The organism is Streptomyces sp. AHA2, assembly GCF_036857595.1.
In the GTDB taxonomy this organism is placed as follows: Bacteria; Actinomycetota; Actinomycetes; order Streptomycetales; family Streptomycetaceae; genus Streptomyces.
The window spans coordinates 249,841-264,160 of the sequence record NZ_JAUQWJ010000004.1 but is presented as its reverse complement, the minus strand read 5'-3'; the positions used below and the strand labels follow the sequence as shown (position 1 = coordinate 264,160).

Annotated in this window: 16 protein-coding genes and 2 pseudogenes; 7 read left to right on the top strand and 11 right to left on the bottom strand. The window is 71.5% G+C overall.

Annotated elements, in window-relative coordinates; translation table 11 throughout:
* Position 1: 1 nt before the first annotated feature.
* Positions 2–1,384, bottom strand: coding sequence for an FAD-binding oxidoreductase (locus Q5694_RS11695; protein ID WP_333932585.1), 1,383 nt, complete (start codon positions 1,382–1,384; stop codon positions 2–4).
* A 133-nt stretch (positions 1,385–1,517) separates the two neighbouring features.
* Between Q5694_RS11695 and Q5694_RS11690 the strand changes: the two genes are divergently transcribed.
* From Q5694_RS11690 to Q5694_RS11675, 4 genes are read left to right on the top strand one after another with little or no spacing between them, the layout of a single operon-like run.
* Positions 1,518–2,039, top strand: a complete 522-nt coding sequence (locus tag Q5694_RS11690) for a phosphatase PAP2 family protein (RefSeq protein WP_333932584.1) — start codon at positions 1,518–1,520, stop codon at positions 2,037–2,039.
* Complete coding sequence (locus tag Q5694_RS11685) at positions 2,032–2,976, top strand: decaprenyl-phosphate phosphoribosyltransferase (protein ID WP_333932583.1); 945 nt, start codon at positions 2,032–2,034, stop codon at positions 2,974–2,976. Before Q5694_RS11690 ends, Q5694_RS11685 begins: the two co-directional genes overlap by 8 nt.
* On the top strand, positions 2,973–3,425 hold the full coding sequence (locus Q5694_RS11680) for a GtrA family protein (protein WP_333932582.1): 453 nt from the start codon (positions 2,973–2,975) through the stop codon (positions 3,423–3,425). Before Q5694_RS11685 ends, Q5694_RS11680 begins: the two co-directional genes overlap by 4 nt.
* Positions 3,413–4,330: a YihY/virulence factor BrkB family protein gene (locus Q5694_RS11675; protein ID WP_333932581.1), complete on the top strand. Its 918-nt coding sequence runs from the start codon at positions 3,413–3,415 to the stop codon at positions 4,328–4,330. The genes Q5694_RS11680 and Q5694_RS11675 overlap by 13 nt, the downstream gene beginning before the upstream one ends.
* On the opposite strand, the gene Q5694_RS11670 is transcribed toward Q5694_RS11675, so the two are convergent.
* Positions 4,278–5,585 carry a D-alanyl-D-alanine carboxypeptidase family protein gene (locus Q5694_RS11670; protein WP_333932580.1) on the bottom strand — a complete coding sequence of 436 codons (1,308 nt, stop codon included), beginning with the start codon at positions 5,583–5,585 and terminating at the stop codon, positions 4,278–4,280. The genes Q5694_RS11675 and Q5694_RS11670 overlap by 53 nt on opposite strands.
* A 91-nt stretch (positions 5,586–5,676) precedes the next feature.
* On the opposite strand from Q5694_RS11670, the gene Q5694_RS11665 reads away from it, so the two are divergent.
* Together Q5694_RS11665 and Q5694_RS11660 are read left to right on the top strand one after the other, a co-directional pair.
* A complete protein-coding gene (locus tag Q5694_RS11665; RefSeq protein WP_333932579.1) occupies positions 5,677–5,916 on the top strand; it encodes an SCO4848 family membrane protein in 240 nt (79 codons plus the stop codon).
* A 23-nt stretch (positions 5,917–5,939) separates the two neighbouring features.
* Positions 5,940–7,271 (top strand): metallophosphoesterase, encoded by a 1,332-nt coding sequence (locus tag Q5694_RS11660; protein ID WP_333932578.1) that lies wholly within the window; start codon positions 5,940–5,942, stop codon positions 7,269–7,271.
* Positions 7,272–7,356: 85 nt separating this feature from the next.
* Here the strand turns inward: Q5694_RS11660 and Q5694_RS11655 are convergent, their stop codons facing one another.
* Genes Q5694_RS11655 through Q5694_RS11645 form a run of 3 tightly spaced genes read right to left on the bottom strand, consistent with a single transcriptional unit; the run spans position 7,357 to position 9,073 of the window.
* Positions 7,357–8,118, bottom strand: coding sequence for a TetR/AcrR family transcriptional regulator (locus Q5694_RS11655; RefSeq protein ID WP_333932577.1), 762 nt, complete (start codon positions 8,116–8,118; stop codon positions 7,357–7,359).
* 17 nt (positions 8,119–8,135) lie between these two features.
* On the bottom strand, positions 8,136–8,651 hold the full coding sequence (locus Q5694_RS11650; protein WP_333932576.1) for a thiol-disulfide oxidoreductase DCC family protein: 516 nt from the start codon (positions 8,649–8,651) through the stop codon (positions 8,136–8,138).
* Between the two features lie 14 nt (positions 8,652–8,665).
* A complete protein-coding gene (locus Q5694_RS11645; RefSeq protein ID WP_333932575.1) occupies positions 8,666–9,073 on the bottom strand; it encodes a hypothetical protein in 408 nt (135 codons plus the stop codon).
* A gap of 117 nt (positions 9,074–9,190) precedes the next feature.
* Between Q5694_RS11645 and Q5694_RS11640 the strand changes: the two are divergent.
* A pseudogene (locus tag Q5694_RS11640) lies at positions 9,191–9,597 on the top strand (DUF7737 domain-containing protein); the annotation flags it as partial.
* Between the two features lie 3 nt (positions 9,598–9,600).
* Here Q5694_RS11640 and Q5694_RS11635 read toward each other — a convergent pair.
* The 6 genes and pseudogenes from Q5694_RS11635 to Q5694_RS11610 all read right to left on the bottom strand — a co-directional run.
* Positions 9,601–9,867: pseudogene (locus Q5694_RS11635) on the bottom strand (Uma2 family endonuclease); the annotation flags it as partial.
* Positions 9,868–9,974: 107 nt separating this feature from the next.
* Positions 9,975–10,754, bottom strand: a complete 780-nt coding sequence (locus Q5694_RS11630) for a succinate dehydrogenase iron-sulfur subunit (RefSeq protein ID WP_333932574.1) — start codon at positions 10,752–10,754, stop codon at positions 9,975–9,977.
* Positions 10,754–12,508: a succinate dehydrogenase flavoprotein subunit gene (gene sdhA, locus Q5694_RS11625; RefSeq protein WP_333932573.1), complete on the bottom strand. Its 1,755-nt coding sequence runs from the start codon at positions 12,506–12,508 to the stop codon at positions 10,754–10,756. Before sdhA ends, Q5694_RS11630 begins: the two co-directional genes overlap by 1 nt.
* A 19-nt stretch (positions 12,509–12,527) precedes the next feature.
* The gene (locus Q5694_RS11620) at positions 12,528–13,010 is read right to left on the bottom strand and encodes a succinate dehydrogenase hydrophobic membrane anchor subunit (RefSeq protein WP_333932572.1); all 483 of its coding nucleotides are present in this window, start codon (positions 13,008–13,010) and stop codon (positions 12,528–12,530) included.
* Between the two features lie 5 nt (positions 13,011–13,015).
* Complete coding sequence (gene sdhC / locus Q5694_RS11615; RefSeq protein ID WP_037670267.1) at positions 13,016–13,396, bottom strand: succinate dehydrogenase, cytochrome b556 subunit; 381 nt, start codon at positions 13,394–13,396, stop codon at positions 13,016–13,018.
* Positions 13,397–13,594: 198 nt separating this feature from the next.
* A complete protein-coding gene (locus Q5694_RS11610) occupies positions 13,595–14,089 on the bottom strand; it encodes a 2-oxo-4-hydroxy-4-carboxy-5-ureidoimidazoline decarboxylase (RefSeq protein WP_333932571.1) in 495 nt (164 codons plus the stop codon).
* Positions 14,090–14,320 lie beyond the last annotated feature (231 nt).

Below are 14,320 nucleotides of genomic sequence, written 5' to 3'. Positions count from 1 at the left end.
CCTAGAGATGGAGGCGGCGGGCCAGGTCGGACACGAACACGCCGTGCGGGTCCAGCTCGGCGCGCAGGGTGCGGAACTCCTCGAGGCGCGGGTACATCGCCGTGAGCAGCTCCGGGCGCAGCCGGGCGTCCTTGGCGAGGTAGACGCGGCCGCCCGCCGCGGCGACCTCCTCGTCGAGCTCGTCGAGGAACCCGCCGAGCCCGGGCAGGCCCGCCGGGATGTCCAGCGCCAGCGTCCAGCCGGGCACGGGGAACGACAGCCAGCCCGGGTCCGACTCGCCGAAGCGCTTGAGGACGGCCAGGAAGGACGGGCAGCGGCGCGCGGAGATGCGGTGCACGATGCGCCGCAGGGCGTCCTCCTGCCCGTAGCCGACGGCGAACTGGTACTGGACGAAGCCGCCGCGGCCGTAGACGCGGTTCCAGTGCGGCACGCCGTCCAGCGGGTGGAAGAACGCGGAGATCCGCTGCAGCTGCCCGGTGCGGGCCCGGGGGGCCTTGCGGTACCAGAGCTCGTTGAACAGGCCCACGGTCGTGCGGCTGAGCAGGCCCTCGGGCAGGACGGCGGGCGCTGCGGGCAGGCGCGAGGTGCGGAAGGCCAGCGGGTCGCGGCGCAGCCGGGCCGGGAGCGCGTCCAGGGGCGCGTGGTCGCCGCGGGTGAGGACCGCGCGCCCGGTCGAGGCACCCCGGGCCAGCAGGTCGATCCAGGCCACGGAGTAGCGGTAGCGGTGGTCGGTCGCGGCCAGCCGGGCCATCAGGTCGTCGAGGTCCGCCGCGCGTTCGGTGTCGACCGACACCAGCGAGGTCTCGACGGGCTGGAGGCGGATCGTCGCGGTGAGGATCACCCCGGTCAGGCCCATGCCGCCGGCGGTCGCGTCGAAGAGGGGCGTGCCGGGGATCACCGTACGGATCTCCCCGTCGGCGGTGAGCAGTTCGAGGGCGAGGACGTGCCGGGCGAAGGAGCCCGAGACGTGGTGGTTCTTGCCGTGGATGTCGGCGCCGATCGCCCCGCCGACGGTGACGTAGCGGGTGCCGGGGGTGACGGGCACGAACCAGCCGAGCGGCAGCAGCACCTCCATCAGCCGGTGCAGGGAGACCCCCGCGTCGCACAGGACCGTGCCGCCGTCGGCGTCGATCGCGTGGACGCGGTCCAGGGCCGTCATGTCCAGCACGGAGCCGCCCGCGTTCTGTGCCGCGTCCCCGTACGCCCGGCCCAGTCCCCGCGGGATCCCGCCGCGGGCCCCGCACGCGCGGACGGCTGCCGCGGCCTCCTCGTACGTCCGGGGACGGATCAGCCGGGCGGCGGTCGGGGCGGTGCGGCCCCAGCCGGTGACGGTGGTGTGGTCCAAGCCCATGACGTCAGAGACGTAATCGGTGTCGGCAGACATGTTCGTGACCGTATCGCCCCACTGTGAGCGATCAGTTCGAGAACATGGCACCCCTCCCCGAAATGGGTGATTAATGGGATGTCGCTCAATATTGCCGTAGTTCATGGCGGGTTGGCGTGAACAGTGAGTCCACATGGACGACCTCGACGACCTGCACGACATGGACCACCGCATCGTTTCGGCGCTCAGGGCCTGCGGCAGCGACCCGCGTGTGGCGGGCACCGCCCGTGCCCTGTCCTGGGCGGGGGAGCACGCGGCGCTGTGGCTCGCGGCGGGGCTCGCCGGAGCCGCCGTGGACCGCAGGAGACGCGGCGCCTGGCTGCGCGGCACGGCCCTGACCGCCGGCGCGCACCTCGCCAGCATGGGGGTGAAGAGGATCGTGCGCCGTCCGCGCCCCGCGCACGTCGAGCCTCTGGTGCGCACCGCCGGCCGGCACTCCTTCCCCAGCTCCCACGCCACGTCCGCGGCGGCCGCCGCCGTCGCCTTCGGCGCCCTCGGGGCCCGTGCCGTCCCGCCGCTCGCCGCCGCCGTGTGCGTCTCACGCCTGGTGGCCGGCGTCCACTACCCCTCGGACGTGGCCGCCGGGGCGGCCCTCGGCGCGCTCACGGCCCGGCTCGGCGCCCGCTGGATGACGGGGGGCGCCCTCCGTGACTGAGACGGCCGTCCTGCGGCAGCGCGCCCCCGAGGAGCGGCCCGCGCCGCCCCGCAAGGGCGGCCTCCTGGCCGGTCTGGTCAGGACCGCCCGGCCCAGGCAGTGGGTCAAGAACGTCCTCGTGGTCGCCGCCCCGGCGGCGGCGGGCGAGCTGTTCTCCCGGCACGCCCTGACGCAACTGAGCCTGGTCTTCGTGCTGTTCACCGCCTGCGCCGCCGCCGTCTACCTCGTCAACGACGCCCGCGACGCCGAAGCCGACCGCGCCCACCCCGTCAAGCGGCACCGCCCCGTCGCCGCCGGGCAGGTCCCCGTGCCCGTCGCCTACGCCGTCGGCGGAGCCCTCGGCGTCCTCGCGCCCGTCGCCGCCGCCCGGCTGTGCGGCCCGGCCGTCGCGGCCCTGCTGACCGCCTACCTGGCCATGCAACTGGCGTACTGCATCAGCCTCAAGCACGTCCTGGTCGTCGATCTCGCCGTCGTCACCACCGGGTTCCTGATGCGGGCCATGGTCGGCGGGCTGGCACTCGGCATCCCGCTCTCGCGCTGGTTCCTGATCACCACCGGGTTCGGCGCGCTGTTCATGGTGTCGGCCAAGCGCTACTCGGAGGCCGTGCAGATGGCGGGGAAGGCGGGCGCCACCCGCGCGCTGCTCACCGAGTACACCACGGGCTACCTGCGCTTCGTGTGGCAGCTCGCGGCCGGTGCCGCCGTCCTCGGCTACTGCCTGTGGGCGATGGAGGAGGGCGGCGTCCCGCACACCAGCGTGCTGCCCTGGCGCCAGCTGTCCATGGTCGCTTTCATCCTGGCCGTCCTCCGGTACGCCGTGTTCGCCGACCGCGGCACGGCCGGGGAGCCCGAGGACGTCGTCCTGCGCGACCGGGCCCTCGCCCTCATCGGCGTGGCCTGGATGGCCATGTACGGCCTGGCGGTGGCCAATTGGTGACCGCTCGCGCCCGGTGCGGCCCGGGGACCCCGCTGCGGCGGGAGCTCCTGGGCTTCGCCGGCGTCGGGCTCCTCGCCTACACCGTCGACCTCGCCCTGTTCACCTGCCTGCGCGGCCCGGCCGGTCTCGGCCCGCTCACCGCCAAGGCGCTGTCCTTCCTGGCCGCCTGCTCCCTCGCCTACGCGGGCAACGCCCTCGGCCCGTACCGGGACCGCCGGCCCAAGGGCCTGCTGCCGTGCGCGGTGTTCGCCGCGGTGAACCTGGCCGGCGCCGCCGTGCAGCTGCTGTGCCTCGCCGTGAGCCACTACGGCCTCGGCCTCACCTCGCAACGCGCCGACACCGTCTCCGGGGCGGTCGTCGGCATGGCCCTGGCCACGGTCCTGCGGTTCTGGGGTACCCGTACATGGGTGTTCCGGGCGGAGGGCAGAGTCGGATCATGGACTGGCTGAAAAGACTCCCGGTGATCGGGCCGTGGGCGCAACGGCTGATGATCACCCATGCGTGGCGGTCGTACGAGCGGCTGGACCGCGTGAAGTGGACGCGGCTGGCCGCCGCGATGACCTTCACGAGTTTCGTCGCGCTGTTCCCACTGCTGACGGTGTCGGCCACCATCGCCGCCGCCACGCTCAGCACCGAGCAGCAGGACCAGCTCCAGGACAAGATCGCCGAGCAGGTGCCCGGCATCTCCGACCAGTTGGACATCGCCGGCCTGGTCGACAACGCGGGCACGGTCGGTCTCATCGCGGGCGCCGTGCTGTTCTTCACCGGCGTCAGCTGGGCCGGCTCGATGCGCGAGTCGCTGCGCGCGGTGTGGGAGCTGCCCGACGAGGAGGAGAACCCCCTCGTGCGCTACGGCAAGGACGCCGGGGTCCTGATCGGCCTCGGCGGCGCGCTGCTGCTGACCATCGCCGCCTCCGCCGTGGCCTCCGCGATGGTCGGCTGGATCACCCGGCAGCTCGGCATCGACGAGGGCGGCTTCAGCGGCGTGCTGCTCCACGTCGCCGCGTTCCTGGTCGCCGTCCTCGCCGACTTCCTGCTGCTGCTGTACGTCCTGACGCTGCTGCCCGGCGTGGAGCCCACACGCCACCGGCTGTTCGTGGCGGCGCTGACCGGAGCGGTCGGCTTCGAACTGCTCAAGCTGCTGCTCAGCGGCTACCTGCAGGGCGTGGCCGCGAAGAGCATGTACGGCGCGTTCGGCGTGCCCGTGGCCCTGCTGCTGTGGATCAACTTCACCTCGAAGCTGGTGCTGTTCTGCGCCTCCTGGACGGCGACGCAGAGCAAGAAGGACGAGGTCCCCGCGTTCACGGGCGGGTCCGGCGGCGCACCAGATCCGGCAGCGGCCAGCGGCGGTTGACCAGGAACGCGCCGCCCGCGAGCAGCACGAGCACCCCGCCGGCGATGCCGAGCGCGGTGCCCATCCCGCTGGAGCCGCCCGCGGCCGGGGCGCCGGCCACCGGCTTGCCGCCGGTCCCGGTCGAGGTGCCGGAGCCGCTGACCGCACCGCCGGCCTCCCCGGAGGGGTTCGCGCCGGGCTGGGCACCGGTCCGCGCAGCGCTCCTCGGCGGCACCAGTTCGCCCACCGGCTGCACCTTCCCGGCCGCCTTGAAGCCCCAGTCGAACAGCCGGGCGGTCTCCTTGTAGACCTCGTTGTGCCCGTCCTTCGCCGGGTTCATCACGGTCACCAGCAGCACCTTGCCGTTCCGCTCGGCGACCCCGGTGAAGGTGGCGCCCGCATTGGTGGTGTTGCCGTTCTTCACGCCCGCGATGCCCTGGTAGACGGGCACGTCCGAGTCGCCCGCCAGCAGCCGGTTGGTGTTCTGGATCTCGAAGGACTCGCGGACCGACTTGCCCTTCTTGCCCTTCTTCGTCTCGCCGGGGAACTTCGCGGAGACCGTGGCGGCGTACTCGCGGAAGTCCTTCTTCTGCATCCCGGAGCGGGCGATCAGCGTCAGGTCGTAGGCCGAGGAGACCTGACCCTCGGCGTCGTAACCGTCGGGACTGACCACGTGCGTGTCGAGGGCCTGCAGTTCCTCGGCGTGCTCGTTCATCTCCCGGACGGTGTTCTCGACGCCCTTGTTCATGGCGGACAGCACGTGCACGGCGTCGTTGCCCGAGCGCAGGAAGACACCGAGCCACAGGTCGTGGACGGTGTAGGTCTCCTCCTCCTTTATGCCGACCATGCTGGAGCCGGCGCCGATCCCGGCCAGGTCGGAGGGCGCGACCTTGTGCTTCTCGGTCCTCGGGAACTTGGGCAGCAGCGTGTCCGCGAACAGCATCTTCAGCGTGCTCGCCGGGGCGAGGCGCCAGTGGGCGTTGTGCGCGGCCAGCACGTCACCGCTCTCGGCGTCGGCGACGATCCAGGAGCGGGCGCTCACGTCCTTCGGCAGCACCGGCACACCGCTCGCCAGGTTGACCTGCGTCCCCGGCCTGCCGAGCCGGGCGCCGCCCACGGTCGACATCGACGCCGGGGGTGTGGCCGACGGGCTCGCCGAAGGACTGCCCGAGGGCTTCGGGGCCGCGACGGCGGCGGGCACGGCCAGGACGAGGGACGACACAACGGCGGAGGCGACCAGCAGGGATCGCCCGGCGGTCTTCTTCGGTGCGGGCACGATCGGAAACGTACATGCCGTGCGGGGGTAAGTCCCGTCCCCGGCCCCACCCCGCGAACGGAACCGGACAGGCCCTGGCGATACTGGGTGCATGAAGCTCAGCCGCCCCGTCTCCTGGTTCCTGCTCGCCTTCGGGGTGTGGAGCTGGGTCATCTGGATCACTTTCGTCAAGAACCTGGCCGAGGACGGCAGCGGGCTCGCCTTCGACGACGGCCGTCCCACGGCCTACTTCTGGGTGCACCTGCTGCTCGCCGTCGTCTCCTTCGTATGGGGGACGGCTGTCGGGGCCATCGGGTTGCGTGGTCTGCGCGCACTGCGCCGGACGTCATAACGGCAATCGGGAGACACGACACCGTGGCCATCGTCTTCGTGCTCGTCGCCCTGCTGGTCCTGGCCGTCGTCGTGACGGCCAACTGGTACGTGTGGCGCCGCCTGTTCCGCGACACCACCCGCGGCCCGGGCCTCACCCGCCGCGCCGGCGCGGCCCTGATCGCCGGCGGCTGGGTCCTGGCGATCGCCGCCCTGGTCGCCGAGCGCTCGGGCGCCCCCTTCTGGCTCCAGCGGACCCTCGCCTGGCCGGGCTTCCTCTGGCTGGCCCTGTCGATATACCTCCTGCTGGCGGTGCTGGCCGGGGAGCTCCTCCGGCCGCTGCTCGGCCGGTTCCTGCGACGGCGGGCCGGGACCGGGGGGCAGGCGGAGCCGGAGACGGCGGCCCCCGCGCAGACCGAGCCGGTCGCCGTGCCCGGAGGAGCGGCCGTCACCGCGGCGGCCGGAAGGCGGCAGCCGGATGCCGCGCCCGCGGCCGGCGGCCCCACCGAGCCGCCCACTGCCACCGAACCGGCCCCCGCCGCGCCCGCCGGCCCCTCCCGCCGCCTCTTCGTCTCCCGGGTCGTCGCCGGGACGGCCGCCGCAGCGGCCGTCGGCACCGTCGGGTACGGGACCTACGGCGTCCTGCGCGGCCCGAAGGTGAAGCGGGTCACCGTGCCGCTGGCCAAGCTGCCGCGCGCCGCGCACGGCTACCGGATCGCCGTCGTCAGCGACGTGCACCTCGGGCCCGTCCTGGGGCGCGGCTTCGCCCAGAAGGTCGTCGACACCGTCAACGCCACCCAGCCCGACCTCATCGCGGTCGTCGGCGACCTGGTCGACGGCAGCGTGAAGGACCTCGGCCCGGCCGCCGCCCCGCTCGCGCAGCTGAAGGCCCGTCACGGGTCGTACTTCGTCACCGGCAACCACGAGTACTTCTCCGGCGCCGAGCAGTGGCTGGATGAGGTCCGGCGGCTCGGCCTGACCCCCCTGGAGAACGCCCGCAGGGAGATGCCCCACTTCGACCTGGCCGGGGTCAACGACGTGGCCGGCGAGGACGACGGCCAGGGCCCCGACTTCGTGAAGGCGCTCGGCGACCGGGACACCACGCGCGCCTGCGTGCTGCTCGCCCACCAGCCGGTGCAGATCCACGACGCCGTCGAGCACGGAGTCGACCTGCAGCTCTCCGGCCACACCCACGGCGGCCAGCTCTGGCCCGGCAACCTCATCGCCTCCGGCGCCAACCCCACCCTCGCGGGCCTGGAGCGCTACGGCGACACCCAGCTGTACGTCTCACGCGGCGCCGGGGCCTGGGGCCCGCCCACACGCGTGGGGGCGCCCTCGGACATCACGGTGATCGAACTGGCCTCCAAGCAGGCGTAGGCGCCCCTTTCGGTGGGTCGCGCGGCCCAGGGCGGCTCCGGCGGCCGGTGACCGGCCCCGCGAGCCGTCCTCCGGGCGCCCGGCCTCAGGAGCCGCCGCGGTCCGCAGTGCCTTCGCGGCGGGCCGCCGGGTCCGGGATCGCCCGCGTCATCCCCGGCAGGAAGTCCGTGAACAGCTCGTGCACCTCACGCACGAGCGGGCGCAGCACCCGGAAGCGGGCCAGGGAGACACCGCGCGCGGTGAGCCGCGCACCCCGCTCGGCGAGGCGGTAGCTGCGCTCGCGGCCCTCGGTCCGGTCGAAGATCCAGTACAGGCACAGCCCCATCTGGGACAGCCACATCAACTCGGGCAGGATGTCCCGCAGTTCCTCGGGGACCTTGGTCTTCGTCGCCCCGGCCAGCACGTCCCGGTGGACGCTGATGGCCTCCTCGCGCGCGTGCTCCGACTCGGGGGAGAAGGGGCTGAGCGGGCTGTCCGGGTCGGCGGCGTTCTTGAAGAACTGCACCGCGAACTCGTGGTACGGCGCGGCGATGTCCAGCCAGGCCCGCAGCACCCCCGCGAGCCGGGCCTCCAGATCGGTCTCCCGGTCCAGGATCTCCCGGACGGCCACCTGGTGCTCGGCGGCGATCCGGTCGTAGAAGCCCTGGATCAGGTGCTCCTTGCCCGCGAAGTAGTAGTACGCGTTCCCGACGGAGACCCCGGCCTCCGTGGCGATGGCCCGCATCGTCGTCTTGTCGTAGCCGCGCTCCTGGAACAGCCGCATGGCCGTCTCCAGGATCAGGGCGCGGGTCTGCTCGGACTTGGTCGGGGTGGCGCCGTCGTCGGGGCCGTCGTTCTTCGCGGGCACGGGAAGAGAGCCTAACGTCAGCCCCCCGGTGCACGCCGGGGGGCGCAGGTGCCGTCGGCGCAGCCCGGGGCGGTGTGGGTCCAGCCGGCGTCCGGGTCGTAGGACCAGCCGTCCGTCCGCCGGTACACCCGGCCGCCCCACTGCCCGGCTCCGCCCTGCGGCCGGTTCCACCGCGCGCCGCGCCACTTGGCGGCGGCGAGGACCGCGCCCCTGGCCAGCAGGGCCCCGGACGGGGTGCTCAGCCGGTGGGCGAGGGGCCGCCGCCCGCGCAGCGCCCAGAGCACGACGACCCAGGCGGCCGGGCCCCGGTAGACCTGCCCGGCGTCCCCGACGACGGTGATCTCGTCGAGGGTCGCCGCGTGGTCCAGCCCGGGCAAGCGCCGCCGGGCCTCCTCGGAGCCGGCCGGGACCAGCGCCAGCGGCACCAGCTGCGGCTGGCGCAGGAGCCAGTCGCGCAGGAACGCGCACAGGGAGCACTCGGCGTCGTAGAGGACGGTGAGCCGGCGGACCGGGGCGGGGGCGGTGGCGTTCATGTGCCGGGCTCCGTTCAGGCCCGGGCCTGCGGGGCGACCCAGCCCTGCGGCGGTACCGGCGGCACCTGCTCCCGCTCCATGGCGCCCCGGCGCCGGATCCGGTTGAGCACGTAGACGTTGGCCAGGTGCATCACGCCGAGCACCAGCAGCACCACACCGAGCTTGGTCGACAGGGCCTCGAAGATCCCGCGTGTGTCGGTGATGGTCTCGTCGTCGCTCAGGTACAGCGCGACGAACCCGAGGTTGACGAGGTAGAAGCCCACCACCAGGAGGTGGTTGACGGCGTCGGCGAGCTTCTCGTTGCCGTGCAGCACGTCTGCGAGGAAGATCCTGCCGTTCCGGCTGAGCGTACGGGCCACCCAGATGGTCAGGCCGATGCTGACCAGCAGGTAGATGACGTAGGCGACGACCGTGCGGTCCATTGCCCCCACCCTTCTTGAACACGTTCAAATCGCTGTCGGGGACGACTGTAGACCTCTTTTTGAACGTGTTCAACACAAGGGCCGGGGTGATCGTCAGTGGCGGCTGGTACTGTCCGGGATCCCGCCGAGCCCGTCCCGCTGGAGGACATCCCGCCCCTCGTCCTCTCCGAAGTCCTGCGCGACGTCGACCTGTTCGTCGGCGTCGCCGGCATCGGCAACGACCCGACCTGGCAGGACGGCGGTCCCGGCGGCCGCTTCCGGGAGTACTGGACGTCGTACGGCTACGGCGAGCTCGACCAGAGCGCCGAGACCCGCAGGGTCCTGCTGGAACGCCTGGTCCCGCGCCTGGCCGAACCCCGAACGACCAGTACCTCTGCATCGTCCCGAAGTCCGACCCGAAGGCCCAGGGGACGGGCTACCTGCCCTTCGAGGGCGACCGCATGCTGTCGGTCATCCTCAGCAAGGCGATGCTGCTGGCGGCGGACACGAAGATCACGGATTTGTCGATCCTGAGCCGGCTGTGAGCCTCAGTCGCTCGTCCTCGCCTGCCCCGCCGTGGGAATCGCCGCCACGTCGAGAGTCACCTTCGCGCCGATGGAGTCGGGGAGGGAGACGAGCTCGCCGGGGGCATGCGGGCGGTGGTTCTCGTAACCGCTTCCCACCGGGTCGGTCAGGACGTGGAGGCGCTGGTGCCTGCGGTCCACGACGACGTAGACGGGCACCTTCGCCTCGGCATAGGCGGCGACCTTGATCTTGAGGTCGTCCTTCCAGTTGCCGGAGGTGACCTCGAGGACGGCCGCCGCCCGTGCGGCCCGTTCCGCTGCGTTCACCCGATGGTGCGGCATATGCCAGAAGGCCCCGTCACCAGCGGTGTCGGGGCCTTCTCGGTCGAGCGGTCGGCTCAGTAGCGGCGCGTGATCAGCGCCCTCTTCACCTCGGCGATCGCCTTCGTGACCTCGATACCGCGCGGGCAGGCGTCCGTGCAGTTGAAGGTCGTGCGGCAGCGCCACACGCCCTCGCGGTCGTTGAGGATCTCCAGGCGCTGCTCGCCGGCCTCGTCGCGCGAGTCGAAGATGAAGCGGTGCGCGTTGACGATGGCGGCCGGGCCGAAGTACTGGCCGTCGTTCCAGAAGACCGGGCACGACGTGGTGCAGGCCGCGCACAGGATGCACTTCGTGGTGTCGTCGAAGCGCTCGCGGTCCTCGGCGGACTGCAGCCGCTCACGCGTGGGCTCGTTCGTGTCCTTCGTGATGAGGAAGGGCATGACGTCCCGGTACGCCTGGAAGAACGGCTCCATGTCGACCACGAGGTCCTTCAGGACCGTCAGGCCCTTGATGGGCTCGACCGTGATCGGCTTCTCGGGGTTGATGTCCTTGATCAGCGTCTTGCAGGCCAGACGGTTCTTGCCGTTGATCCGCATGGCGTCCGAGCCGCAGATGCCGTGCGCGCAGGAGCGGCGGAACGTCAGCGAGCCGTCCAGGTCCCACTTGATCTTGTGGAGGGCGTCCAGGACGCGCTCCTTCGGGTCGATCTCGACCTGGAAGTCCTCCCAGGTCGCGTCCGCCGCGACCTCCGGGTTGAAGCGGCGGACCCGGAAGGTGACCGTGATGTAGGGGGAGTCGGCGAAACCGGGCTCGGGCTTGCCGGCCGCGTCTTCCTTGTCCAGAACAGGGGTAGCCATCAGTACTTACGCTCCATCGGCTGGTAGCGGGTCTGGACGACCGGCTTGTAGTCGAGACGGACGGTTTCGGAGCCGTCGGCGCCGACCTCGCGGTACGCCATGGTGTGCCGCATGAAGTTGACGTCGTCGCGGTTCGGGTAGTCCTCGCGGTAGTGACCGCCGCGGGACTCCTTGCGGGCGAGCGCGGAGACGGCCATGACCTCGGCGAGGTCGAGCAGGTTGCCCAGCTCGACGGCCTCCAGCAGGTCCGTGTTGAACCGCTTGCCCTTGTCCTGGATCGCCACGTTCTTGTAGCGCTCGCGCAGCTCCGCGATCTTCTCGACCGCCGTCTTGATGGTCTGCTCGGTGCGGAACACCATGACGTTGGCGTCCATGGTCTCCTGCAGCTCGCGCCGCAGCTCGGACACGCGCTCGGCGCCGGTGGAGTTGCGCAGCCGCTCCACCTGCTCCAGCACGAGCTCGGCCGGGTTCTCGGGCAGCTCGACGAAGTCCGCCTTCTGCGAGTACTCCGCCGCGGCGATGCCGGCCCGCTTGCCGAAGACGTTGATGTCCAGCAGCGAGTTGGTGCCCAGGCGGTTGGCGCCGTGCACGGACACGCAGGCGACCTCGCCGGCCGCGTACAGACCCGGGACGACCGTGGTGTTGTCCGCCAGGACCTCACCCTCGACGTTGGTCGGGATGCCGCCCATGGCGTAGTGCGCGGTGGGCTGGATCGGGATCGGGTCCGTGTAGGGCTCGATGCCGAGGTACGTGCGGGCGAACTCGGTGATGTCCGGGAGCTTGGCGTCCAGCTGCTCCGGCGGCAGGTGCGTGAGGTCGAGGTAGACGTGGTCGCCCTCGGGACCGCAGCCGCGGCCCTCACGGATCTCCGTGTAGATGGAGCGGGAGACGACGTCACGGGACGCGAGGTCCTTCATGACCGGCGCGTACTTCTCCATGAAGCGCTCGCCGTCCTTGTTGCGCAGGATGCCGCCCTCACCGCGGGCGCCCTCCGTCAGCAGGATGCCCATGCGCCAGATGCCGGTCGGGTGGAACTGGAAGAACTCCATGTCCTCCAGCGGGATGCCCCGCCGGTACACGGCCGCCTGGCCGTCACCGGTCAGCGTGTGCGCGTTGGAGGTCACCTTGAAGAACTTGCCGCAGCCGCCGGAGGCGTAGATCACGGACTTGGCGTGGAAGACGTGGATCTCACCGGTGGCCAGCTCGTAGGCCACCACACCGGCCGACTTCTTGACGCCGTCGACCTCGGTGATCAGCTGGTCGAGGACGTAGAACTCGTTGTAGAACTCCACGCCCTCCTTGACGCAGTTCTGGTACAGCGTCTGGAGGATCATGTGGCCGGTGCGGTCGGCCGCGTAGCAGGAACGGCGGACCGGGGCCTCGCCGTGGTTGCGGCTGTGACCGCCGAAGCGGCGCTGGTCGATGGTGCCGTTCGGGGTGCGGTTGAACGGCAGGCCCATCTTCTCCAGGTCGAGGACGGAGTCGATGGCCTCCTTCGCCAGGATCTCGGCGGCGTCCTGGTCGACCAGGTAGTCACCGCCCTTGACCGTGTCGAAGGTGTGCCACTCCCAGTTGTCCTCCTCCACGTTGGCCAGCGCGGCGGCCATGCCGCCCTGTGCGGCGCCCGTGTGGGAGCGGGTGGGGTAGAGCTTGGTGAGCACGGCGGTGCGGCTGCGCTTGGTCGACTCGATGGCGGCGCGCATACCGGCGCCACCGGCGCCGACGATGACGGTGTCGTACTTGTGGATCTTCATGATTCTCGCAGCCCCGTGCCTAGCGGATGTTCGGGTCGAAGGTGAAGATCACCAGCGTGCCCAGCAGGATGGTGAACACCGTGGCGGTGTAGAGCAGAGCCTTCAGCCACAGCCGGGTCTGCGCGCGCTCGGCGTAGTCGTTGATGACCACGCGCAGGCCGTTGGCGCCGTGCAGCATCGCCAGCCACAGCATCAGCAGGTCCCAGACCTGCCAGAACGGGGACGCCCAGCGGCCGGCCACGAAGGCGAAGCCGATCTTGGAGACGCCGCCGTCCAGCACGAGCTGGATCAGCAGGTGGCCGAGGACCAGCACGACCAGCACGATGCCCGACAGGCGCATGAAGAGCCATGCGGCCAGCTCGAAGTTGCCCCGGGCGGACTTGGGGGACTTCTTGGTGCGCTTGCGCGGGGCCTCGATGAGGGGCGCCGGGTTGTCGACGGTGTAGACGGCGCCGCCCTCGACGGGGCCCACGCCGGCTGCGGTCTTGTCAGTCGTGGACATCTGCGTCAGCTCCCGAACAGTTCACGAGCGGCGTGGCCGAGCACGGGGTAGATCGCCCCGAGCATCAGCACGACCCACAGGGCGACGACGGTCCAGAGCATCTGCTTCTGGTAGCGGGCGCCCTTGATCCAGAAGTCGACGGCGATGACACGCAGGCCGTTGAGCGCGTGGAAGAGGATGGCGGCGACGAGGCCGTACTCCAGCAGCGCGACGATCGGCGTCTTGTACGTGGCCACGACCTTGTCGTAGGCCTCCGGGGACACACGGACGAGCGCGGTGTCCAGCACGTGAACGAACAGGAAGAAGAAAATGAGGACGCCGGTGACTCGGTGAGCCACCCAGGACCACATTCCTTCCCGGCCGCGGTACAGCGTTCCAGCCGGCACGGAAGTTTCCTCCGGGAGCGGTGATTGGGGCCGCGCCGGCTTTCCTTGTCGGTCGGGCCCGGCCGGGTACGGTCCACCGGCCCCCAGCATCGTAGCGAGGCGCCGGCGCGGGGCTGAGCGGGGGTCCCCGGGTGTGATCAAACTGGCACGCAAAGAGGTACGGGTGGGCTAGTGCGGCCAGGGGAGTGGGACGACCGGTTATCGGCCGGGTGCGGGTGCGTCGTGGTCGCTCGCGCGGTCCCCCGCGCGCCTCAAGGCGCTGATCAGCCGTTCCCTCGCGAGGCGCCGAAGTTCGTCGGCGACCACCCCTCGCTCCTCCTCCGGATCGTTCGCCAATCGTGACCGGATGGCCTCCAGGAGGCGGTCCAGCACCTCGGAGGGGGACACCCCGTCGAGACAGATGACGAACACGTGGCCGAATCGGGCCTCGTAGGCGGCGTGGGCCGCGTCCAGGGCCGTGTGGGCCGCGGAGTAGGTGTCCGGCGGGAGCGCGGGCAGGGACTCGGCGGCCAGGGCCTCGCTCAGATCGGCCCAGGTCAGGTCGTAGGCCGCCTCGTCCGCGGCGGCCAGCAGGGAGTCCAGATCGGGGTAGGGGCGGTGGTCGGCGACGCGCCGGGACCACCGGGCGCTGTGCAGGCAGGAGAGCAGGCAGCGGCGCAGGTCCTCGGTGGAGGCCGCGTTGAAGGACTCCACCGGTATGTCGAGCCGGCCGGGGAGATCGGGGAGACGGTACGCGGGCAGCGTGGGTCCTCGTGGGCGTCACGTGTGTCAGCAGGGCACTCTGTGAGAGTTGTGACGTCACGCTATCGAGTGCGACCGGGGCGTGTCCGACGGATGCCCGAATTTCACTCGGGAGAGAGAGTTTCGGAACGCGTGGTGGACGCGCGCGGTACCGGATCGGGTTTTAGGTTGGCGGTGTGAGTC